Source organism: methane-oxidizing endosymbiont of Gigantopelta aegis, from assembly GCF_016097405.1.
In the GTDB taxonomy this organism is placed as follows: Bacteria; Pseudomonadota; Gammaproteobacteria; order Methylococcales; family Methylomonadaceae; genus Methylomarinum.
The window spans coordinates 1,485,632-1,507,898 of record NZ_JAEHGD010000001.1 but is presented as its reverse complement, the minus strand read 5'-3'; the positions used below and the strand labels follow the sequence as shown (position 1 = coordinate 1,507,898).

Genomic DNA, 22,267 nt, shown 5'->3' with positions numbered 1-22,267 from the left:
ACAATGTGGAGCGTCTTATTCAGGCAAAAAGCCTTCTCAAACTATCAACTTAAAATTATTTCTGTGTTTTGAAATATTTGAAAAAATCGGAATTCGGTTCCAATACCAGCATATCGCCTTCTTTATCAAAGGTTTTCTTATAGGCCACCATAGTTCGATAAAAATTAAAGAATTCGACATCTTTTCCATAGGTTTTGGCATAAATATCGGCTGCCTTCGCTTCGCCTTCACCACGAAGTATTTCAGCGTCACGAAACGCATTGGCCAAAATAATTTCGCGTTGCTTATCGGCATCTGCCCGAATCCTTTCAGCCGCTTCAGCGCCCTGCGAACGAAACTCTCGGGCTACTCTTTCCCGCTCAGCTTCCATCCGACGATAAACCGATGCACTGACGTCTTGTGGTAAATCAATACGCTTGACCTGTACATCGACAATATCAATACCCAGCTTGTCCGCCAAGCTTGTCGTTTTAGCAATCAAAGCTTCCCGAACAATTTTCCGGTCTGTGGAGACCAGCTGATTGATTTGCCGCTTACTGAACTCGCTACGAAATGCATCTTTGATAATCTGATCCAAACGCACATTAGCCTGCGTGATATCCCCTGCTACCGTGGTATAAAACGTTTTTAAATCACCGATACGCCATTTAACGAAAGAGTCGACGATCACATTTTTCTTTTCAGCCGTTAAAAACCGCTCAGGCTTAGAATCCAGCGTCAAAATACGTTTATCAAATTTTTTCACGTTATTGATAAACGGAATTTTGAAATGAATACCGGGTTCAAAATCCATTTCAACAATCTCACCAAAGCGAAACTTAATGGCACGCTCAGTTTCTGAAACTGTAAATACCGACATCGAAACCACGACGACAACCAGTACAATCGAAACAATTATTTTATTCATCGTGCCACCCTCCCTCTTGTTTCACGGCCGCGAAAAGAGCTTCGTACTCTTGTATCGGTTCTTGTCTTTGGTTGTTGAACATATTTTGGCAAACTCGTTTTAGGCTCTTGCGAAACCTTCTTGCCTGTCTGCGGTGCTAATTTATCCAGGGGTAAATAAATCAAGTTATTACCGCCTTTTACATCAATCATCACAGTAGGTGTATTACCCAACATGCTCTCCATCGTCTCAATATAAATTCGCTGCCGCGTCACCACAGGTGCTTTTTTATACTCTTTCAGCATTTGATCAAAGCGACTGACTTCACCTGTCGCTTTAGCAACGACTTTCGCCTGATAACCTTCTGCTTCCTGAACCAGACGCGAAGCTGCACCGCGTGCCTTTGGCACGACATCATTGGCATAGGCTTCAGCTTCGTTAATCAGCCGCTGCTTGTCTTCTCGCGCCTTAATGGCATCTTCAAAGGCACCCTGAACCTGTTCAGGCGGTTGTGCATCCTGTAAGTTCACACTGGTAACCAGAATACCAGCCTGGTAAGAATCCATAATCGTCTGAATTTCATGTTTGATTTCGGACACAATCTCACTACGCCCTTCAGTCAATACGAAATCCATCGTGTTCTGGCCGATCACGCCACGCTCAACACTTTCTGTCACCTGTTTCAAGGTTGCCGCCGGATTATAAACATTGAACGCAAAATCTTTCGCATCTTTAACCTGATACTGCACGGCTAGCCGAACATCAATAATGTTTTCGTCTTTAGTCAGCATTAAGGCTTCACGGGGCACAGACCCCATACCTTGGCGACCACCAGAACGATAACCGACTTCAATGAAACGCTGTTGTTTAACATCAATAATTTGTACCTGCTCAATAGGTGCAGGCAAATGCCAATTCAAACCTGACTGTGTGGTTTCAACATAACGCCCAAATCGCGTCACCACGCCCCGGGTTCCTTCATCAACAATATAAAAACCACTCAGCAACCATAAAACAACGGCTGCAATCAATAAAAATAAAAGACCTTTCTTAGAGGAATCATCACCTGAGCCTCCACCGCCGCCAAACAAACCGCCTATTTTATCTTGCAAGTTACGTATTGCTTCATCTAGATCAGGCGGCCCCTGATCATTTCGCCCACTCCAGGGATCTTTGTTATCGCCACCGGGTTCATTCCAGGCCATATTCAGTGCTCCAATTTACTTGTGTTTGTATTTTTTCCAGCAAACATTGTACTCAATCATGACCATCATGATCTTCGTACATTGTTTCTATTGTACCTAATTTAACAGGATAAATAACATTAAAGTTTATATCCACTATGATTACAAAAAATGCCGAGAAGCTTAGCCGTTAGCCCACCTCTTCCAACTCAACTTCTTTCAATAGTCCTAAATGCTTTTTATCGATCTCAATCTTCAACTTCCAGCCACCAAAATCATCTGTCTGCTCATGCAAAATACGCGCATAATCGAATAATCTGGCCCGAATACCGGCCTGTTTCGCAGACAACACACACTTTCTGATAACCTTTTGGCTGGCAAAAATTTCCGACAAAGCTTGGTCTAGTAATTCACAACCATCACCAGTTTTGGCAGACAGCCAAACCCGAACCGGTTTGCCTTCATCATCATAATCAATATGGGGAGCAACACCATCTAACAGGTCAATTTTGTTGTAAACGAGCAATTGTGGAACCGTACTTGCCTTGATATCTTCCAATACTTGATTCACCTGAAAAATAGTCTCATCTCGATCGGCTGCATTTGCATCAACCACATGGAGCAATAAATCTGCTTCACTTGCTTCTTGCAACGTCGATTTGAAAGCTGCGACTAATTCATGAGGCAAATGTCGAATAAAACCAACAGTATCGGCCATCACCAGCTCAGTACCATTTTGAATCCGGTATTGCCGCAAAGTAGGATCTAATGTTGCAAACAATTGATTTGCCGCATAAATATCCGATTGCGTCAGAGTGTTAAACAATGTTGACTTCCCAGCATTGGTATAACCAACCAGAGAAACGGAAGGAATTTCGGCTTTTTTTCGCTTGCGCCGTCCTTGCCCACGCTGCTTGTCCACTTTTACCAATCGCCGTTGAATTTGTTTGATACGCATACCGAGTAATCGACGGTCTGTTTCCAGCTGGGTTTCACCTGGCCCTCTCAAACCAATCCCACCTTTTTGCCTTTCCAGATGCGTCCAACCCCGCACCAAGCGAGTAGACAAGTGCCTTAACTGAGCCAGCTCCACCTGTAATTTCCCTTCAAAGGTCTGAGCGCGCTGGGCAAAAATATCCAAAATCAAGCCATTCCTGTCAACGACCCGAACATCCAGCGCCGTTTCGAGATTACGCTCCTGACTAGGGCTTAAGGGATGATTGAACAGAACAATATCAGCCTGATAAAATTCCAAAGCCTGCTTGATTTCATCGAGCTTTCCAGAGCCGATAAAATTTTTTGGATCAGGTCGATAACGGCTACCCGTAATCACATGGACAGGCTCAGCACCTGCCGAACGTGTTAATTCTTTTAGTTCTTCCAGGTCTTCCTGCCCGGCTTGTAAGGTTAAATGAACCAATATTGCCCGTTCACCGGCATCAGGTCTTTCAAACAAAAATATACCTCTCGTTAAAAATTATTCATCAGATTGTTCAGATTCGCGCGGCAACTTGACCGGCTTTCCAGGAACAATGGTTGAAATAGCGTGTTTATACACCATTTGGTTGATCGTATTCTTCAGCATGATGACATATTGATCAAAAGAATCAATTTTGCCCTGTAATTTAATACCATTCACCAGAAAAATAGAAACTGGCACATGCTCTTTTCTGAGCGTATTTAAAAAAATATCCTGTAAATTGTGACCTTTTGACATCCACTTTCTCCTTATTATTATAAATTTAAAACCCATTTCGCGGCATCATCAACCCATAAAACCGAATATTGCCCAGGCCGCCCAAAAATCATGAAAATATAAACAACAATATCGTGTCAGCATATTAAAAATACGCACAAAGTAGACCATCCTGCTTTGCATTTTTCAGATTAAAATGCCGCATCATAATACTTTGTGCTGAACTATGACATGTTGTTATTTATGAAGTTCATCTGCAATTTATAACCTCATGTTTTTCATGATAAATCTATGTAATGACCGACTTTCTGTACTAAAAAATCATCGTCGCTATCAAAACTTTTCCCAACATCCAGTTTTCTAAGCCAGGTGAACTGCCGCTTAGCCAGTTGACGGGTGGCAATAATGCCTTTTTCACGCATGACATCATAATCCATATCGCCTTGCAGATAAGACCAAACCTGACGATACCCCACCGCCCGAATAGCAGGCAAAGACACATTCAAATCCCCCCGGACAAATAAGCGCCTGACTTCTTCCACTAGCCCTTCTTTTAACATACTGTCAAAGCGCCTGGCAATCCTGTCATGCAATATTTTTCGATCCGGTGGCACTAATTTTACATTCCAGATAGTATAAGGAATTGCGCTCATTTGCTGTTTAAAGAAATCACTGATTGGACGCCCACTGATTTCATAAACTTCCAATGCTCGCTGAATCCGCTGCGGATCATTCGGATGAATACGCGCGGCCGCTTCCGGATCGATTTCTGCAAGACGCTGATGCAAGGCGTGTACACCTTGCTCTGCCAATAATTGATCCAGCCGTTGTCGAATGACTGAATCGGCTTCCGGTAATTCTGCCAGCCCATTTAACAACACATTGAAATACAACATCGTTCCACCGACCAAAATGGGGATTTTTCCCTGTGCCGTTATTTCGGCCATTTTCTGTAATGCCAGCGCTTTAAACTGGCCGGTAGAAAATGTTTCTGCAGGGTCCAAAATATCAATCAGATGATGGGGAATACCGCAGCGCTCTGCTAATGTCGGCTTGGCCGTCCCAATATCCATGCCGCGATATACCATAGCAGAATCCACGCTGATAATTTCGCCATTCCATTGCTGAGCTAATTTAATCGACAATGCCGTTTTTCCCGATGCCGTCGGCCCCATGATAAATACGGCTGGGGGCTGCTTTTCAGCCATCATCATTGTCCCCGCATAAAAAACTTGTCCAAATCACTATGCGACAACTCAACCCAGGTCGGCCGACCATGATTACATTGCCCGATTCTTTCCGTTTTTTCCATCTCTCTGAGCAATGCATTCATCTCCTCAAGGGTTAATTTACGACGGGCACGAACGGCGCCATGACAAGCCATCGTCGCCAGAATTTCGTTGCTTTTTTCCAACACCCTTTCACTCAAGCCAAACTCCGCTAAATCGGCCAATAAATCCTTAATCAATAATTCTACATCCGCCTTTCCCAACAAAGCCGGTACCGAACGCAGCACGACCGCTTCCGGCCCGGAACGCGTCAAACTAAAACCCAAACTGGCAAAAAAATCCTGCTGCTGTTCGACCCAATCTGCCTCGCTCTGGCTAACCTGAATCTTTAAGGGCAACAACAAAGGCTGCATAGGCACCGAGCCTTGGTGATACTGTCGTTTTAGCTTCTCATACAAAATACGTTCATGTGCGGCATGCGCATCAACCAGAATAATGCCATTTTCGGTTTCGGACAAAATATAGATTTGATGAATATGCGCCAGTGCAAATCCCAAGGGAGGTATCGTTTTATTATCCGCGCCCCCCCTTGGCAGAGCCACCGTATTGGTTTCTTGCGGGTACAATTTGGCATAAGCCTGAATTTCCTCGGCGACGGTCAAAGGCAAAGCCGATTGCTGAGGGACCTCGGAAAATGACTGATATGCCTTTGATGATTTCACCCCCCCATCATCGCGCTTGAGTGATGCCGACTCAACCGTCGTTTCATGTATTATGGGGCTATCTGCCACCTGCCCGGGGCGTTGTTCAGCCAGTGACCTATGCAATGCGCTGAACAAAAAATCATGCACCAATCGCCCCTCTCTGAAACGAACTTCCAACTTAGCCGGATGCGCGTTCACATCGACCAGCTGAGGATCCAAAGTCAAATACAATACAAAAACCGGATGCCGACCATGATATAAAACGTCTTGATAAGCTTGTCGAACGGCATGGCTGATCAGCTTATCTCGAACTAAACGTCCATTGACATAAAAATACTGCATATCCGCTTGACTACGCGAAAATGTTGGCCTCCCAACCCAGCCCTGTAACAGCAAGCCGGAGGCTGAAACATCGATTGATACGGCATTTTCAATAAAGGCTGATCCATACACGGCCGCAATTCGTTGCGCCTGCATAGCTTCTGACTTAGCGGGTTTAAAGTTCAAGACTTCTCGCTGATTGTGCAACAGTCTGAAGCCAACATCGAAATGGCTCAAGGCCATTTTTTTGATCAAATTTTCGATATGCGAAAATTCAGTCTTTTCGGTTTTCAGAAATTTTCGTCTAGCCGGTGTGTTATAAAACAAATCCCTGACTTCAACCGTCGTTCCGAGCGGATGTGGGTCAGGCTGTGGGTCAAAATCGGTTTCTGTGCCATCAGCGCTGACTTTCCAGGCACATTCAGCATTAGCCGTTCGAGAAATCAAAACCAGACGAGAAACAGAACTAATGCTAGGCAATGCTTCGCCCCGAAAGCCCATGCTATTGATTTTTTCTAAATCCTGCAGTGAAGAAATTTTGCTGGTTGCATGACGGGATAAAGCTAATGGCAAATCGTCCTTGTCGATGCCGCAGCCATTATCGCGAATGCGCATCAATCTGACACCACCTTGTTCAATCTCAATATCTATTTGTGTCGCGCCGGCATCAAAGCAGTTTTCCACTAACTCTTTGACCACCGAAGCCGGCCGCTCAACGACCTCACCTGCCGCAATCTGATTAACAAGTTGAGTCGGTAACCGATGAATACGCATGCAAAGTTCCAGAAAATTGATTATTTGTAACTACTCACGCTTTTAGAAACACTGGGCGTAGGGTATTGAGTTTTTCAGGCTTGTGCAACATGGATGTTGCACAGAGCTACATGGATGTATCTACGCGTCCTGAAAAATCAATACCCTACGCCCACTAAATGATTATCGTGCGAGTAGGGGCTGTTGCCATTTCACATAGGTAACCATAAAAAGGCGCAAGCCAGAGCGATAGAGCCTTCAAAATTTCGTTTGAGTTTGTCATATCGCGTGGCGATCGCTCTGAAATGCTTAAGTCTTGCAAACACATTTTCAACGAGATGGCGATATTTGTAGAGACACCAATCCATTTCATCATTTCCCCGAGTTGAATTCTTTTTTCTTGGGATAACAGGAACAGCCCCTTTGTCTTTAATTTGAAGACGTAATGCTTCACTGTCATAGCCTCTGTCAGCAACTATATAGTCACCTTTTGGGAGCTCTGCAACTAATTTCGGTGCTTCTTTACAGTCATGAACTTCGCCGCCTGTCACTGAGAAATGAATAGGAAGACCACAGGCATCAACGGCCATATGAATTTTACTGGTGTTCCCGGCGACAGATTTCCCTATCGCTGTTTCTTGTTCACAGGCCGCACCACTACTATGCTGATGTGCTTTCACAATACTCCCATCAATAAATTCCCATTCCAGGTCTGGATCAACAACCAAGGCGTTAAAAATACCCATCAGTTTTTTCTTTACGAGACCAGTCATTGAATCGTTTATATACCGCATTCCAATTACCAAAAGCCGTGGGTAAATCTCTCCAGGGACAACCTACTCGCAAGCGATAAAAAATACCTTCGACTGTTTTTCGAAGACAAGGTTTGTCATAAATTCCCATTTTCAACATAATTATCTTCAGTTTCTCCCAAAGTTCATCCGTAAGCAGTTGTCGCGGCATAGTTTGCTTGTTTTTGAGTCAAAATAAACAATCTATGTGGCGGAGTTATTGAATTTCAAGGGGGATTTTCAAAACGGCAACAGCCCCTAGTTACGATTATTCTACTGAAATACTCAGAAAATTTCCCGACTAACATGCGTGATAATCAAGATGTTGGGATTTTTAAAACTTGTCCCACCCGAATGACATCGTTATTCAGAGAATTTGCGGATTTAATGGCGCTCATGCTGACGCCATATTGCTGGGCAATACCGGATAAGGTTTCGCCGCGTGAAATCACATGTTTTGGATGCTCGCTATACAAAGCGGCCATCAAGGTATCTGCCGGTGCATATTGTTTAAAATACGCATGGATACCTTTGAAAATAGCCCGAGCAATTTTTTGTTGATGGCGATGGTTTTTAAGTTTCTGCTCTTCAGTTGGATTGGAAATAAACGCTGTTTCAACCAAAATAGATGGAATATCGGGTGACTTCAACACCACAAAACCCGCCTTCTGAACTGAATTTTTATGTAAATGCCCAATAGGGCGAAGTTGTTTCAGCACATTCGCGGCCACTTTCCGACTGGCATCTTTGGTCGCCGTTTGTGATAAATCCAGCAACACCGAGGCCAGCGTTGAATCCATTTCATCCAAACTGACACCACCAACCAGGTCGGAATCATTTTCATGTTTAGCTAACCAGCGTGCCGCCTCGCTCGATGCACCCCGACGAGATAATGTAAACACCGATGCACCTTTTACGTTACGGTTTTTAAAGGCATCGGCATGAATGGAAACAAATAAATCAGCCTTTTCTTTACGCGCAATCGCCATCCGTTTTCTTAAATTGATAAAGTAATCCCCTTTACGCACCAAAACGGCTTTCATACCCGGCTGCCGATCGATCATCTTGGCTAACTTTTTAGCAATCGCCAGCACCACCTTTTTTTCCTGGGTGCCATGTGGACCATGTGCGCCTGGGTCTTCGCCACCGTGACCGGCATCAATGGCGACAATAATATCGCGTGCTTTGTTTTTAACCGTTTTGGTGACTGTCTTTTTAGCCTGTTTGACCTGCCCAGATCCTTTTAGTGACTTCTGATAAAGATCAACAACCAGTCGGTGACCATAATGTTTACGGGGCTTCAGAACAAAACTTTTGGGATTAACAGGCTGTTTCAGATCGACGACGATGCGTAAATCTTTTTTATGGCGTTGGGCACTGCGAACACGTGAAAAAAACGGATTTTTGGCAGACGGTTGCTTAAGCTTCTTCCGCAATTTCGCATTATGAATATCGATCACCAGTCGCGGTGGATTATCCAGCAAAAAAACCTGATGAGATGGCGTTGCTGAAACATCAAATACCATGCGCGAATGATCCGGCGCGCTCCATAGCCGTAGCGCATCAACGGTGACCGGGGCTGCGCTCGCCGTTTGCGCCAGCCCTAACAACACAGAAAATGCCACGACTTTCCATATTTTAGACATACGCCCCCCTTGAAAACCAATCATGCCAAACCTTTATCTTATACTCTTGATTAGATTATAGCAGTATGTCTTTGTTTTTCCAGTTCAATAAAAATCTATTTTCAAAATCCTCCGACCCCGATTCCAGCACAGCCTGGCGCTGCTGCTTGTCAATCTCAAGCCGAATAATCACATCGGCAGCCGGCAAAAAACCTTGCCCCATTTGTGGCCATTCAATCAGACACAAGCTGTTATCGCGTAAATAATCATCCATGCCAATCCATTCCAGCTCTTCCGGATCGGTCAAACGATACAAATCAAAATGATACACCGTTCGTTGTGCCAACCGGTATTCTTCGACCAGAGTATAGGTCGGACTCTTGACTGTCCCATGATAGCCTGCCGCCCGTAACAGCCCACGAACCAGCGTCGTTTTGCCTGCGCCCAGATCGCCGTACAAAAACACCAGACATGAAGGGGGTAGCACTTGCCATAAAATTGCGCCCAGCCGCTCCGTTGCTTTCGCGTTTGCTAATGAAATTTGCGTCAATTCAGTAACATCCTGATATACGGTAATAAATCACCTGCCAACAACCCCCGTTCGCCGCCCGCCTGCACCGCCCGGTCGGCCGCTAAACCATGCGTGTAAACGGCGGTTTCGGTGGCCTCGACCAAGCTCAACCCTTGCCCTAACAACGCACCGATTATTCCGGCCAAAACATCGCCCATGCCGCCACTGGCCATCCCCGGATTACCGGTAGAATTAACCGCTAACCCGTGTTCGCTGGCAATCAAACTCCCTGCGCCTTTTAACACGCAAACACCCGCATAACGCTGAAACAGCCTTGATACAGCCTCGAACCGGTTTTGTTGAATCGTATTCGTATCCGTTGCCAATAATCGTGCCGCTTCTCCAGGATGCGGCGTCAGTACCCAATTGCTATTCTTATGTGGATTTTGGCTTAAGAGGTTCAATGCATCGGCATCAACAACCATTGGCCGCCCTGATAACAACGCCTTTTGCCATAGGCTTTTTGCCCAATCACTCAAACCCAGCCCCGGCCCGATAACAATGACAGTCGCCTTTTCCAATAAGGGCGTTAAATCTTCCGCCTGCTCAACGGCATGACTCATGATTTCGAAACGCCCGGAATTGATCAAATGGCTGTGATCGGCGCGGGTTGCAACCGAAACCAGCCCAGCGCCAGCGCGTAACGCCGCTTCCGCCGCCAATCGAATCGCCCCCATATAGCCACAATCGCCCCCGATGAGCAACACATGGCCATGCTGGCCTTTATGACTAGCTCGCGACCTTGAAGCCAAGGCGGGAGGCGCAATCAAGCGAGCGAATGGCTCCATATCGTCAAACACCGCTTGTGGGATATTGAGCGAGGCATAGTGTATGCGCCCACAATAATCGGCTGCATCCGCCGTAAACAAGCCAACCTTCAATGCAATAAAAGTCACGGTCACATCGGCTTTAACGGCACAGCCCATGACGCAGCCGGTATCACCCTGCACGCCTGAAGGAATATCCACCGCCACCACCGGACATTGCGCCGCATTGATCATGTCGATAGCTGTTTTAAAATCTCCCGTCACTGTTCTGGCTAGCCCTGTACCCAACAAAGCATCGACGACAAGTGTATCTGTCAATTCAATATCCGGGTGAAATTGAAGCACAGCCCCCCCTGCGGCAACATAGTCTTCAAATGCCGTTTTTGCATCCTGCTTAAGCGAACTTGGATCAATCAGGCTGTAGACCGTAACCGTCCAGGCTTTTGCCAAAGCCAGGCGGGCAATCACATAACCATCACCGGCATTATTTCCAGCCCCACAAAACACCGTCATATGACGAGGAGATGACCACTGTCGCTGCAAAATTTCAAAACACGCAGAACCTGCGCGCCGCATCAATTCAATACCGGCAATGCCAAATTGATGAATGGCCAACCGGTCGAGTTGACGGGTTTGTTCTACAGAATACAAATTCTGTGGTTTCGTATTATCCATAGTTCGCCTGCCAGCCATTATTCCCAACATATTTTAGCGCCGCCGACATTACTCAAGCCTTCTAAATAATTGAGATGGCTGTCACGCTCAGCCGCATTGCATTGAATCACTTTCAGAGGTTTGCGTCCTGCCGGTAAACGGATAATTTCTTCAACATGCATCGCATCCGACAGATTATCTTCTTCCAGTAACGAGGCTTGGCCTCCTGTCATTAACAGATAGACATCGGCCAGAATCTCGGCGTCTAACAAGGCTCCATGCAGTTCACGGTGGCTATTGTCAATACCATAGCGTTTACATAAAGCATCTAGCGTATTACGCGCACCCGGATGTTTTTTGCGAGCATAAACCAGGGTATCGAACACCGTACACTGCGTTTCAATCCGACGTTGTTCATCTTTGATCAAAGATAATTCATGATTTAAAAAACCGACATCGAATGGCGCATTGTGAATAACCAGCTCGGCACCAGCGACAAAATTGAAAAAATCATCTGTAATTTCGGCAAATTTAGGTTTTTCCCGCAAAAAATCGTTCGTAATCCCATGAACGTCGATGGCTTCCTGATCAATTTCACGTTCTGGATTGATATAAACATGAAAATGATTTTGGGTAAGCCTGCGGTTGACCAGTTCAACACAGCCGATTTCAATAATACGGTGTCCTTCTTTCGGGTTTAAGCCTGTGGTTTCGGTATCTAATACAATCTGTCGATTAGTTTTTTTCATACGTCAAATGGGTCAATTGGATGATTTCATCGATCAATTTCTGATATTCCTGTGATTTAAAAGGCGCATAATTCAAATTTTTAAATAAATGGCTTAATTGTGTAAAAAAATGCCGGGCCTGCTCTCTGTCACTGAATACGTAATCATGTTCCACTATTTTTGTCAGCAGGGCAAAATTTTCATGTTGGCGAGCAAGCGGTGCGGCCACATCGACAGCGTCAAACGCATCCTGTTGCAAATAAACGGTATCGACAAACTGCGCTTTAAGGTAAACCACAAAATCATCCAAGGTAATGCCTTCCTCGCCGGCAACCTGAATCATTTGCAACACCGCATCACCCTGTTTCAATAATTGTATAACGCGTTGCACCATTTCAGTCCATTCCGGCTGCAGGTTTTGTGCATACCAGTCATGCAACTGCTCAAGATAACGCGACCATGAAATGAGCGGGTCGACAGCGGGATAAAAATGTTTGTAAGCACGATCCGCACTCAATCCTAAAAATGTTTTTACTGTATTCAAGGTAGCCTGAGTCACAGGCTCTTCAAAATTGCCGCCGGCCGGTGAAACCGTACCGATCATCGTTAATGAGCCACTGTTTTCCGGTGATGTTTCTATGACACCGGCCCGCTCATAAACTGTTTTTATGGCCGAGTCCAGATAAGCCGGAAAAGCCTCCTCGCCAGGAATTTCCTCCAACCGCCCGGAGGTTTCCCGCATCGCTTGCGCCCAACGCGAAGTCGAGTCGGCAATCAATAAAACATTCAGCCCCATTTGCCGGTAATATTCTCCCAATGTTATGCCGGTGTATATTGACGCTTCACGCGCCGCAACCGGCATCGATGATGTGTTACAGATAATGATGGTACGTTCCATCAACGACCCCGATGATTTCGGATCGCTAAGCTGCGGAAAAGTATTGATGGTTTCCACCACTTCACCGGCTCTTTCACCACAGGCCACCACGATCACGACATCAACATCGGAATTTTTAGCCAGCAAATTCTGTAAAATGGTTTTGCCGGCGCCAAAAGGGCCCGGAATACAACCCGTACCACCCCGCGCAATCGGAAAAAAGGTATCGATGATACGCAATTGCGTCATTAAAGGCTGCTGTGGATAGCATCTTCTAGCCAAGTTGTGTTTCAGCAAATACTGTGGCAATGGGATTCTGACCGGCCAATCTTGCTTCAGTGTGATATTTTGCAACTCACCGTTAGCGTGCTTAATTTGCGCAACGGCTTCATCAATCGTGACATTACCTTCCTGAATCCAGCATAGTTCCACGTCACCACGCAAATCAAACGGCAGCATTATTTTATGATTAAAGCGATTTTCCACCACAGAACCTATGACACTACCGGCCTGTAGCTGTGCGTTACTGCGAACACAAGGGGTAAATGCCCATTTTTTGTTTCGATCCAAGGCGGGTATATCAACACCTTTAGGCAAAAAATAACCATATTGGTTGGCGATGACATCCAGAGGATTCTGTAAGCCATCATAGACTTGTCCCAACAACCCTGGCCCGAGTTCAACCGACAGCATTTCATGACTTTGCACAACCGGGTCACCGACACCCACACCGGTTGTTGATTCATAGACCTGGACATCTGCAGTATCCGCTTTGATTCGGAGCACTTCCGCTTTCAGGTACGGTTGATAATCGACCTCTTGTTTACGCTTCGGCAAAATATAAACCACTTCGTTTTTCATCAAGGCTGCGTGCTCAGCATCCAGCATGCGAATGGAAACAATATCATCCTGAATGGCGATGACCTCGGCTGAAAACTCGGGTTGTTTCTGCATCAGACCGCCTCCTCAACCTGGCGTTGCATGATCTCGACAAAGCGTTGCCGGGCTTTTTGTCCATGCTGCTGATTCCAGCGATTCACCAGATCCCAGCGTAATACATAAACAACGACCGCTTCGAAATCAAAAAAATGCCCCTGACTTTGCTGCTCATAATAGCGCCAGATCAGTTTCAGTAAATATTTCTCCAATGCCAGATAAGATTCTTGTTGAATCAAGGCATCGATGTCATTGATCCAGGGAAAACGATAGCGCAAACCGAAATCCGGCAGTTGCCAGTTTCTGAGGATGTCACGGGCAAAAGGCGTCATTGCCAACATTTGCATGCTAACCTCCTGTTGCGGCTGATGATGTTTTAAACGCATGGCGGCAACCAGTGTCCGCAATTGCAATCGCCAAAGGATAATAGCTTTTAAATAACAGTTATCAATTTGTTGCAATACTCCCTGCACATGCTGTAGGAATTCCGCATCGGATCCATCAATGACCTCTGACCAATATAAAATACCTTGAATCCGGTTTAAATCTGCCGCATCTTCAGGGCTTAACCAGGCCAAACGTTGTTGCAGTTGAATCGCCGAAATGGGTGGATAACGGGTTGCAAAAAAATCGGCCGAATGTGGCGGCAGACTGGCCATTAACATGACATAGCGATTTTTGACGCCATTCATTTAACGATACCTTGTAATAACGCCCGAAAACGCGGCTGCAAATGGTTCAATAACAAATCACTCACCGTCTGCTCAGTAAAATCAATACGGATCTTCTCATCCACTAACTGAATCACGATGCCAGATTCAAGACTCGGATCCACTTCAATCGTAACGCCTTTACGCAGCATCTGTTCAGCAAAGTCTGACGTCAAATGCGATAACGCGCCTTGGGTCAATTCTTCGGGATGCTGTTTCAACTCCTCAACCCCCATCACCGTTTCAGGCAAATGAAAGACTAATTTTTGCCGTTCATCCAACGCCATTTTTTCCCGAACCGTCCCCGCTAGTGATTGTAATAATTGCTGCAGTACGTTTTTATCCGCCATTTTCTGGTTCACAGTACGGGCAACTTCCTGACTGAAACTGTTTAGTAACGTATCGCGTAATTTTATTACCGCATCGCGTGCAGCCAGTTTCAAGGCGTCTTCAGCGGCTTTCCGAATCGCCTCTGCATCCTCATGCGTTTGTTTCAGAATTTTCTCACTTTCACGCTCGGCTTCTTGCACAAGCCAGTCGGCACGCGCCTGAGCCTCATCAATAATTTTTTTAGCCTCAGCTTGGCCAGCCTCAACACCTTCGTTTCTGAGCCGTTCAATCAGTTGCTCAACCCCGGATGAAACCAGTGTTTTATGTGTTTTTTTCATACTGCGCCCTGTGGAATACCTGCACTGATGACCAATGCAAAAATAAAGGCAAAAACCGCAAACCCCTCAACAATCGCCGCCGGCGCAATCGAAATACCGAAAATTTCCGGTTTCGCCTTCGCAGCACTAATTGCCGAAGCACAACACCGGCCTTGATAAATCGCACTGAACATTAACGCCAGCCCTGATAACAAGCCAATGGCAAAAATAGCCGGTGCATTATCGGGATTGATGGCGCGTTGCAAGGTAAACATGATCACAATGCCGTAAATAACCTGTGACGAAGGCATCGCAGAAACCCCCACTAATCGACCATGCCCTGTTTCTGAATCAAGAATTGCACCGATTGCCGCCTGCCCTGCGGTTGCACAGCCAATGATACTGCCAATAGCGCCTAATGCCATCGGTGCATACAAGCCACTCCAACCCAACAACACAATAATAAAATCAACCATGGCCTATTTCCTCCCGACAAGCAAAAACTTTAAACGGATACCCTTCATCTGACAGGCTCCAATGAAAAAACTCAATAAAATTAAGGCGTAACCCATGCACCACACCGCTCATTAAACATAACATCAAATTCAGTAGATGTCCTGCCAACAAAATCAGCAAACTCAAAAACAAGCCCACCCCGGGCATAGCGTGGTAAACATTGCCGGCCAGATGATTAAATGTCAGCGCTAAAGAAGCACTTGCAAGCCCTAATGCAAACAGACGTAAATAGCTCAAAGCATCACCAAAAATCTGCGAAACCTGGGCCATTTTTTTTACGCCCTCCAATAGACGCCAGAATAAATCTTGTGGACGGGAAAGTGGGCGAGAGCTGCTGAAACATAAAACGAATGCCAATCCTGTCACAATACCGATTCGACTTGGGCTCATCGTTGCGTCTGCCTGCCCAAACTCAATCCATTCCATAAACCCTGCCGCCGCCAACACAGCCCAGCCTACGGACGCCAGTGCACGCGTCGTTTTTCGATATTGCCAGGCTTTAATCAGATTCGCCAGTATCAGGTGTGCGACCCCCACGGCAATCGACAATCGCATCATTTGATCAAAATCAGATAAATCGAGTATCGCAGCTTTCGCCAATATTGACTCAGGCGGTAATGGGATAGCGAAATAACTGCCGGTTATCACGCCCCAAAGCAATGAGAACAGCACGATAAACAACGCAAGAATGCGCATTCTTCGTCCCTTTTCAGTTTGACCTGCGTGCTTCCATTTCAACAGTAAAATCAACCCCAGCACACTGGCATAGCCTGCATCAGACATAATCATGGCAAAAAATGTAGCAAACGAGAAAAACACGATACCGGAGGGGTCCCATTCGCGATATCCCGGTATTTGATAAAATCGAATCAAGTCTTCACCGGCAGCTATCCATTCTGGGTTTTTCAATAAGGTTGGCGGCGTGTCCTTAGGCACCGGTGCTTCAAACAAAAGCGCCAGCTGCTGTCTGCGAGCAAAGCGTATCATTTCAGCTTCAGCCGCCTCAGGCAGCCATGCCTGAATAATAAACAAATCTGGCGTATCCAGGGCCATCAACATCGCTTGTTTAAGATCGAGCCGATCTTGATATTTGAGCAGGCTAAAAGAAATTAACGTAATCCAACGGGTTAAGGATTCACGTTGTGCTTGCAAGTCTTCAAGCTCCAGAGTGATGCGCAAAGCCTGTTTTCGAAGCGTGGATAAAGGCACTGAACCGGTATGGGATCGTGCAACAGGCATCGCATTACGCGCCGGCTCTTTGGTCGATAAAACCACAACATAGCAATGAATATTGTCCTCATGGACAACTTGCCAAATCAAGTTCTTGGCTATTTTTTTCAGCAAATGCCGTGGTACGCGATAAAACCATAAGCGAATACCCTTCAAAGCATCCAGCGGCGGCAATTTAAAATCACCCCACGGCTCAAGATGCTTGATCTTAAGCTGAACCTGTTCCAATTGTTCCGATAATTGTCGACTTTTTTCTTTAATATCCAGTATTTGAGCTATGGTCTTATCCAAATCGAAATCATCCATGTCATCGATTTGTGGCCGTTTTCGGGGACATTGATTGAGGTATTTCAACGCCGTCAATACATCACGATTTTGTTGCCGCAATTCACCCTGACTTTTAGCAGCTTGTGGATTCAAAGCAATCAAATGTGCTTGCCCTAATTGCTGCAATTTTTCCAGCACCGCCTGCTTCTCTTTCCGAAGACCTGTAACAGTGACTTTTTTTAAACGGACGATGGCCATTAGCCCGCTCTTTTTTGCTTAGTGATTTTTGACCGAATAACCGCAGCGCGCTCATTATCTGACAAATAAATGCGTATTTTTCGAATATTATCCAGTGTTTGTGGAATCAAAACCTTATCGAATAAATTCACCCGCTGCGTGACCTTTCTGAGTGCTTGTTGCAGAATATCCAAACGCTGCTGCTCGATCGATAATTGAATATTCAGCCTCAGCGCCTGCTGCATTTTATGGATATAGCCATCTACCCAATGCGGCTTGCAAAAATAAGAATACTGCACAGGTTCAAATTCAACCGCTTCCAATACCGGCAAGCGAATACCGACACTATTTTTCTCAGTGGTTTTGATACGCCGAATCTTAACCAGGCTTTCCACCTCAATCCGCGAATCTGCCAACATGGGCAGTTCGGTTTCAACCCAGTCCAAACATAATTCCAGCTGCTTTTGTGTATCAGATAAGCGCGCTTGAGCCTTGGCACGTTCTTGTAATAATTGTTTTCGTTTTAAATCCAATGACGGCAAAAACTGTCGATACCGCTTCAACAAGCGTATTTGCTGATGTAAGGCCGCTTTGTTAAAGGTTAATCGACGCATATTAGCCCCCTGCTTCCATGACCTGATCCGTATTCCGGCCGGGGAAATATTTATCAATCAACGCCTGCTTCATCAGCAGTTCTTCGGCTTCAAAACACTCGGCCAACGTTTGCCAACATAAATCCAGTGCTTCCTCCAGCGGAATCGAAACCGTAATATCCATAAAGCGTTGTCGAAATAATTGGCCAAATTTTAACAATCGCAGATCAAAGTCCGATAAATCAAATGCCATTGCCTGTTTTTGTTCAGCCTCAACCGCCGAAGAATAAAAGCGGATCATAGTGTTCATAATCTGACTGTGATCTTCCCGTGTCACCTTGCCGATAACATGCTGTTTCAATCGCGACAAGGAACCGAAAGGGTCAATCATATTGTCATGCAAATAAAACTGCCCTTCGGTGATATAGCCGGTATTATCCGGCACTGGGTGAGTCACATCATTGCCCGGCATGGTGGTGACGGTCAAAATCGTCACCGAGCCAGCCCCTTGATAATCACAGGCTTTTTCATAACGCTTGGCCAATTGCGAATACAAATCCCCCATATACCCCCGATTCGAAGGCACATGTTCCATGGCGATACCGACTTCTTTCATGGCATCGGCATAGGCGGTCATATCGGTCATTAAAACCAAAACTCTTTTACCCTCTTCCACCGCAAAACGCTCGGCCACAGTCAACGCCATATCCGGCACCAGCAGGCGCTCGACAATCGGATCGGAAGCCAGGTTGGTAAACATGACAGTCCGGGCAAACACCCCGGCCTGCTCAAACTGATGACGAAAAAAATGAAAATCATCATAAATCAACCCTAAGCCCGCAAAAACTACAATATCCGCATCGGCCTGGATTGCAATACGGGCCAGAAAAGGGTTGTATGGTTCGCCGGAAATGGAAAATATGGGAATTTTCTGGCTTTCAACCAGACAATTGAAAACATCGATCATCGGAATATTGGTCCGAATCATATTTGATGCCAATAGCCGCTTAACCGGGTTCACCGTCACGGATTCAATCGACACTTTAGGGTCGGGAGCCAGGGATGAACCACCATCCATCGGCTCACCGACACCATTAAAAATCCGCCCTAAAATATTGGCCGAATAGGTTACCTGCATGGAATGGCCTAAAAACAGAATGGAAGCCTGGGTTGAAAGCCCCTGAGTACCCGAAAAAACCTGCAGAGAGACTTCATCATCAGTAATCTTGATTACTTGCGCCAATGAAAAATAGCCGCTCCCATCCTCCACCCGGGCAAGATCGCCAAAACAGGGCGCAATATCCTGTAATTGGGCAATATTGGAAATTTTCACTTTCATGATATTACCAATAATCGCTTCAATGCGCTGGTGTCGAATCATGTTGTGAATCATGCGTCCTCCGCTTAAGATGATTAGCCCGAATATTGCGTGACTGTCTTTTCCTTATTCTCTACCTGTTGATTATGTTCTGCAAGATATTGTTGACTCTGCATCTCGATTAACCGAGACACCGTGCGCTGAAATTCGAAAACGCCGTCACCTTCGGTATAAATTTCGGCGGCTTTAACCTCGCAGCTGCAAATCAATAAGCGCTTGTTTTCATACAAAATATCGATCAATATGCTGAACCGCCGCGCTGCGTCAAATTCATCGGCCGAAAGTTTTGGAATAGCCTCTAAAATGACCGTATCAAACTGCCCAACAAGAGCTAAAAAATCACGACTACCTAGGGGCTGGAAGACGTAATGCTTCACTGTCATAGCCTCTGTCAGCAACTATATAGTCACCTTTTGGGAGCTCTGCAACTAATTTCGGTGCTTCTTTACAGTCATGAACTTCGCCGCCTGTCACTGAGAAATGAATAGGAAGACCACAGGCATCAACGGCCATATGAATTTTACTGGTGTTCCCGGCGACAGATTTCCCTATCGCTGTTTCTTGTTCACAGGCCGCACCACTACTATGCTGATGTGCTTTCACAATACTCCCATCAATAAATTCCCATTCCAGGTCTGGATCAACAACCAAGGCGTTAAAAATACCCATCAGTTTTTCTTTACGAGACCAGTCATTGAATCGTTTATATACCGCATTCCAATTACCAAAAGCCGTGGGTAAATCTCTCCAGGGACAACCTACTCGCAAGCGATAAAAAATACCTTCGACTGTTTTTCGAAGACAAGGTTTGTCATAAATTCCCATTTTCAACATAATTATCTTCAGTTTCTCCCAAAGTCCCCTAATGATTCACGGCATAATTGCGAAAAAGTTGCCCATAAAACCCGCCCGTGCCAGGCTTCAACCTGAATCTTTCGGCCTGATATTTGTACGATGCCTGCTTCAACCACACCGGCATCGCTTAACTGATGATAACGTTGCTGGAGACAGGCTGTGCTATCCTGCCCTAGAGGATAAATAAAACGCAGCTGCTCTGAAGCCACGCCTTGCCGCCGATAATCCTGCTTTGCCGTCAATTCCACCACATCAACCTTGTTCAACAACTTATTCACAAAACGCAAAAACTGTTCGCGTAATAGTCCCCCTTGATATAAATCGGAGGGATGTCGATTTGATGTAATCACGACACAAACGCCTTGATCAAACAGACTTTGAAACAAACGTTCCATAATCATAGCGTCGGCAATATCGGTTACATGGAATTCATCAAAACACAATAAACGAGCAGATTGGCTAATCTCTTCCCCCATTGCTGACATCACATTGCCCTGTTGCGTCCAGTTGTGAACAAACTGATGAACTTCCTGCATAAAGGTATGAAAATGAACCCGCCGTTTTTGGGATATTGGACAGGCGTGATAAAACATATCCATCAACATGGATTTGCCCCGTCCTACCTCGCCATAGATATATAAATGCTGGACACCCTGAGATGACGACGGCTTCTTTTTCCGCCCAAACCAGCGCTTTCTCCGCACAGACTCTGCGGCTAACTGATCGAGAATAACTTGCAGATGTTGAACAACATTCAACTGTGCCAGGTCAAAAATCAAACCTTGCTCTTCAACCTGTTGCTCATAGTGTTGGACTAAATTGACCGGGTGCGACTTTACTGCGGGAGGTTTTGACATTTTTGTGGGAATAGATGAGGTGCTCGCAAGCTCAGGACAACAAGAATTCGTGCCAGCACTTCCAACGTAAACTTATGACTTCATTGAAACGGCATTTAAGCAATTTTATGATCGAGTTGACGATTGATTGTGGCAATTCGGCCACCATTTTCCACCCGGTTACGGCCTTTTCTCTTGGCCTCATACAACGCCGTATCCGCTTGCTTTATCAAAGCCTCGGCAATGTCTGACGAGGGACAGGAAAATGCGCTATTAGGTTGATAAGACGCTGAGCCAATAGAAATTGTAACCGGTATATCATCACCGTTATAGTTTAATGTTAATTGGCTGATAGCTAAACGGATGCGCTCGGAAATCTCATCGGCCTTTCCCTCATCGATATTAGATAACAAAGCAACAAACTCTTCCCCGCCATAACGCGCTAAGACATCATTGCTGCGTAATTGTTTCTTTATGGTTCCAGCAACTTCCGTCAACACATAATCACCGGCCTGATGCCCATAAACATCATTCACTTTTTTGAAAAAATCAATATCCAGAAACAAGCAGGTTAAGGGTTGATTATTGCGGCTACTGCGATCCAATTCTTCATCAATGCGCTGCTCCCAGAAAAAACGATTATTAACGCCGGTCAAAGTGTCGATTAACGTGGTTCGGCGCATGGTTTCAAAATTCAGATTATTTTCCAGACAAATGCTGATAACCGAAATCATATGTTCGATAAAATCTGTCGCCATGCTCATCGAAAACCGATCCGGCTTTAAACTGCCCAGATTAAGCGAGCCTAATATCCTGCCGCGACGATTTAGTGGCAAAACAGCCACAGATGCCGGCTTTTCCTGTTCCAGAAAAAAATAATCGCATAATTTTGGCATATAAGCGCCCAAATAAGGCCGCGCCATAGCGCCTAAGCGGTCATAAAAGAAATCTTTCTCACTCAATAGTATCAGGCCTTGCCGATTTTTATAATCGTAACGGTCTTCGACCAGATAACGACTAATTTCATTATTTTCATCAATCAGACAGAAGCTGACATGATCTAGCTCAAAAAAGTTCTGAGTATAGGTTAAAACATACTCAATCATTTCGGCCAACGTGTTCAGACCAAGCAAGCCCATCTCGAATTTCTGAAACCGTTTTAAAGCGGCACTGTTCTGTTGAACCCGCTCCAGCATTCCATCTAGATGACTTTCGAGCAACACCAGCCCCATTGATAAATCTTTTTCCAAAAGTAGATTCTCGTATAATCTTGAAG

21 protein-coding genes and 1 pseudogene are annotated in these 22,267 nt (G+C 45.5%); all 22 read right to left on the bottom strand.

Annotated features, from left to right (window positions below; translation table 11 throughout):
• Positions 1-55 precede the first annotated feature (55 nt).
• The 22 genes and pseudogenes from hflC to JEU20_RS07420 all read right to left on the bottom strand — a co-directional run bounded on the left by hflC (position 56) and on the right by JEU20_RS07420 (position 22,241).
• Positions 56-907 carry a protease modulator HflC gene (gene hflC, locus JEU20_RS07525; protein ID WP_198244657.1) on the bottom strand — a complete coding sequence of 284 codons (852 nt, stop codon included), beginning with the start codon at positions 905-907 and terminating at the stop codon, positions 56-58.
• Positions 904-2,091, bottom strand: a complete 1,188-nt coding sequence (gene hflK, locus JEU20_RS07520; protein WP_198244655.1) for an FtsH protease activity modulator HflK — start codon at positions 2,089-2,091, stop codon at positions 904-906. Before hflK ends, hflC begins: the two co-directional genes overlap by 4 nt.
• 169 nt (positions 2,092-2,260) lie before the next feature.
• Positions 2,261-3,526 (bottom strand): ribosome rescue GTPase HflX, encoded by a 1,266-nt coding sequence (gene hflX / locus JEU20_RS07515; protein ID WP_198244653.1) that lies wholly within the window; start codon positions 3,524-3,526, stop codon positions 2,261-2,263.
• A 21-nt stretch (positions 3,527-3,547) separates the two neighbouring features.
• On the bottom strand, positions 3,548-3,787 hold the full coding sequence (hfq, locus tag JEU20_RS07510; protein WP_198244651.1) for an RNA chaperone Hfq: 240 nt from the start codon (positions 3,785-3,787) through the stop codon (positions 3,548-3,550).
• Positions 3,788-4,044: 257 nt separating this feature from the next.
• On the bottom strand, positions 4,045-4,977 hold the full coding sequence (miaA, locus tag JEU20_RS07505) for a tRNA (adenosine(37)-N6)-dimethylallyltransferase MiaA (protein WP_198244649.1): 933 nt from the start codon (positions 4,975-4,977) through the stop codon (positions 4,045-4,047).
• Positions 4,977-6,794, bottom strand: a complete 1,818-nt coding sequence (mutL, locus tag JEU20_RS07500) for a DNA mismatch repair endonuclease MutL (RefSeq protein WP_198244648.1) — start codon at positions 6,792-6,794, stop codon at positions 4,977-4,979. The genes miaA and mutL overlap by 1 nt, the downstream gene beginning before the upstream one ends.
• 191 nt (positions 6,795-6,985) lie before the next feature.
• Positions 6,986-7,736 (bottom strand): IS5 family transposase gene (locus JEU20_RS07495; protein WP_245395146.1). Its coding sequence is split into 2 segments (ribosomal slippage): positions 6,986-7,534 and positions 7,536-7,736, totalling 750 coding nucleotides; the frame shifts between segments, so codons are not numbered across the junction.
• A gap of 145 nt (positions 7,737-7,881) precedes the next feature.
• The gene (locus tag JEU20_RS07490) at positions 7,882-9,210 is read right to left on the bottom strand and encodes an N-acetylmuramoyl-L-alanine amidase (protein ID WP_198244643.1); all 1,329 of its coding nucleotides are present in this window, start codon (positions 9,208-9,210) and stop codon (positions 7,882-7,884) included.
• A 55-nt stretch (positions 9,211-9,265) separates the two neighbouring features.
• Entirely contained in the window at positions 9,266-9,739 is a 474-nt protein-coding gene (gene tsaE, locus JEU20_RS07485; RefSeq protein ID WP_198244641.1) for a tRNA (adenosine(37)-N6)-threonylcarbamoyltransferase complex ATPase subunit type 1 TsaE, read from the bottom strand.
• Entirely contained in the window at positions 9,736-11,202 is a 1,467-nt protein-coding gene (locus tag JEU20_RS07480) for an NAD(P)H-hydrate dehydratase (RefSeq protein ID WP_198244639.1), read from the bottom strand. The genes tsaE and JEU20_RS07480 overlap by 4 nt, the downstream gene beginning before the upstream one ends.
• A 17-nt stretch (positions 11,203-11,219) precedes the next feature.
• Positions 11,220-11,930 carry a DNA polymerase III subunit epsilon gene (gene dnaQ / locus JEU20_RS07475; RefSeq protein ID WP_198244637.1) on the bottom strand — a complete coding sequence of 237 codons (711 nt, stop codon included), beginning with the start codon at positions 11,928-11,930 and terminating at the stop codon, positions 11,220-11,222.
• Positions 11,917-13,740: a V-type ATP synthase subunit A gene (locus JEU20_RS07470; protein WP_198244635.1), complete on the bottom strand. Its 1,824-nt coding sequence runs from the start codon at positions 13,738-13,740 to the stop codon at positions 11,917-11,919. Before JEU20_RS07470 ends, dnaQ begins: the two co-directional genes overlap by 14 nt.
• Positions 13,740-14,414 (bottom strand): DUF2764 family protein, encoded by a 675-nt coding sequence (locus JEU20_RS07465; protein WP_198244633.1) that lies wholly within the window; start codon positions 14,412-14,414, stop codon positions 13,740-13,742. The genes JEU20_RS07470 and JEU20_RS07465 overlap by 1 nt, the downstream gene beginning before the upstream one ends.
• Positions 14,411-15,100, bottom strand: coding sequence for a V-type ATP synthase subunit E family protein (locus JEU20_RS07460; protein WP_198244632.1), 690 nt, complete (start codon positions 15,098-15,100; stop codon positions 14,411-14,413). The genes JEU20_RS07465 and JEU20_RS07460 overlap by 4 nt, the downstream gene beginning before the upstream one ends.
• On the bottom strand, positions 15,097-15,555 hold the full coding sequence (locus JEU20_RS07455) for an ATP synthase subunit C (protein ID WP_198244630.1): 459 nt from the start codon (positions 15,553-15,555) through the stop codon (positions 15,097-15,099). The genes JEU20_RS07460 and JEU20_RS07455 overlap by 4 nt, the downstream gene beginning before the upstream one ends.
• Entirely contained in the window at positions 15,548-17,350 is a 1,803-nt protein-coding gene (locus JEU20_RS07450) for a V-type ATP synthase subunit I (RefSeq protein ID WP_198244628.1), read from the bottom strand. Before JEU20_RS07450 ends, JEU20_RS07455 begins: the two co-directional genes overlap by 8 nt.
• Positions 17,350-17,943, bottom strand: a complete 594-nt coding sequence (locus JEU20_RS07445; protein WP_198244626.1) for a V-type ATP synthase subunit D — start codon at positions 17,941-17,943, stop codon at positions 17,350-17,352. The genes JEU20_RS07450 and JEU20_RS07445 overlap by 1 nt, the downstream gene beginning before the upstream one ends.
• A gap of 1 nt (position 17,944) precedes the next feature.
• Complete coding sequence (locus JEU20_RS07440) at positions 17,945-19,315, bottom strand: V-type ATP synthase subunit B (protein ID WP_198244624.1); 1,371 nt, start codon at positions 19,313-19,315, stop codon at positions 17,945-17,947.
• A 20-nt stretch (positions 19,316-19,335) separates the two neighbouring features.
• A complete protein-coding gene (gene zapE / locus JEU20_RS07435) occupies positions 19,336-19,683 on the bottom strand; it encodes an AFG1/ZapE family ATPase (RefSeq protein WP_245395145.1) in 348 nt (115 codons plus the stop codon).
• A pseudogene (locus JEU20_RS07430) lies at positions 19,664-20,134 on the bottom strand (IS5 family transposase); the annotation flags it as partial. The pseudogene JEU20_RS07430 and the gene zapE (JEU20_RS07435), both read right to left, overlap by 20 nt.
• 8 nt (positions 20,135-20,142) lie before the next feature.
• A complete protein-coding gene (zapE, locus tag JEU20_RS07425; RefSeq protein WP_198244620.1) occupies positions 20,143-21,012 on the bottom strand; it encodes a cell division protein ZapE in 870 nt (289 codons plus the stop codon).
• A gap of 95 nt (positions 21,013-21,107) precedes the next feature.
• The gene (locus tag JEU20_RS07420) at positions 21,108-22,241 is read right to left on the bottom strand and encodes a GGDEF domain-containing protein (protein ID WP_198244618.1); all 1,134 of its coding nucleotides are present in this window, start codon (positions 22,239-22,241) and stop codon (positions 21,108-21,110) included.
• Positions 22,242-22,267 lie beyond the last annotated feature (26 nt).

Bases quoted from the DNA above. Each gene is read 5' to 3' on its own strand.
- hflC (WP_198244657.1), bottom strand. From the start codon at position 907: ATGAATAAAATAATTGTTTCGATTGTACTGGTTGTCGTCGTGGTTTCG.
- hflK (WP_198244655.1), bottom strand. From the start codon at position 2,091: ATGGCCTGGAATGAACCCGGTGGCGATAACAAAGATCCCTGGAGTGGG.
- hfq (WP_198244651.1), bottom strand. From the start codon at position 3,787: ATGTCAAAAGGTCACAATTTACAGGATATTTTTTTAAATACGCTCAGA.
- miaA (WP_198244649.1), bottom strand. From the start codon at position 4,977: ATGATGGCTGAAAAGCAGCCCCCAGCCGTATTTATCATGGGGCCGACG.
- mutL (WP_198244648.1), bottom strand. From the start codon at position 6,794: ATGCGTATTCATCGGTTACCGACTCAACTTGTTAATCAGATTGCGGCA.
- JEU20_RS07490 (WP_198244643.1), bottom strand. From the start codon at position 9,210: ATGTCTAAAATATGGAAAGTCGTGGCATTTTCTGTGTTGTTAGGGCTG.
- JEU20_RS07480 (WP_198244639.1), bottom strand. From the start codon at position 11,202: ATGGATAATACGAAACCACAGAATTTGTATTCTGTAGAACAAACCCGT.
- dnaQ (WP_198244637.1), bottom strand. From the start codon at position 11,930: ATGAAAAAAACTAATCGACAGATTGTATTAGATACCGAAACCACAGGC.
- JEU20_RS07470 (WP_198244635.1), bottom strand. From the start codon at position 13,740: ATGCAGAAACAACCCGAGTTTTCAGCCGAGGTCATCGCCATTCAGGAT.
- JEU20_RS07465 (WP_198244633.1), bottom strand. From the start codon at position 14,414: ATGAATGGCGTCAAAAATCGCTATGTCATGTTAATGGCCAGTCTGCCG.
- JEU20_RS07460 (WP_198244632.1), bottom strand. From the start codon at position 15,100: ATGAAAAAAACACATAAAACACTGGTTTCATCCGGGGTTGAGCAACTG.
- JEU20_RS07455 (WP_198244630.1), bottom strand. From the start codon at position 15,555: ATGGTTGATTTTATTATTGTGTTGTTGGGTTGGAGTGGCTTGTATGCA.
- JEU20_RS07450 (WP_198244628.1), bottom strand. From the start codon at position 17,350: ATGGCCATCGTCCGTTTAAAAAAAGTCACTGTTACAGGTCTTCGGAAA.
- JEU20_RS07445 (WP_198244626.1), bottom strand. From the start codon at position 17,943: ATGCGTCGATTAACCTTTAACAAAGCGGCCTTACATCAGCAAATACGC.
- JEU20_RS07440 (WP_198244624.1), bottom strand. From the start codon at position 19,315: ATGATTCACAACATGATTCGACACCAGCGCATTGAAGCGATTATTGGT.
- zapE (WP_245395145.1), bottom strand. From the start codon at position 19,683: ATGACAGTGAAGCATTACGTCTTCCAGCCCCTAGGTAGTCGTGATTTT.
- zapE (WP_198244620.1), bottom strand. From the start codon at position 21,012: ATGTCAAAACCTCCCGCAGTAAAGTCGCACCCGGTCAATTTAGTCCAA.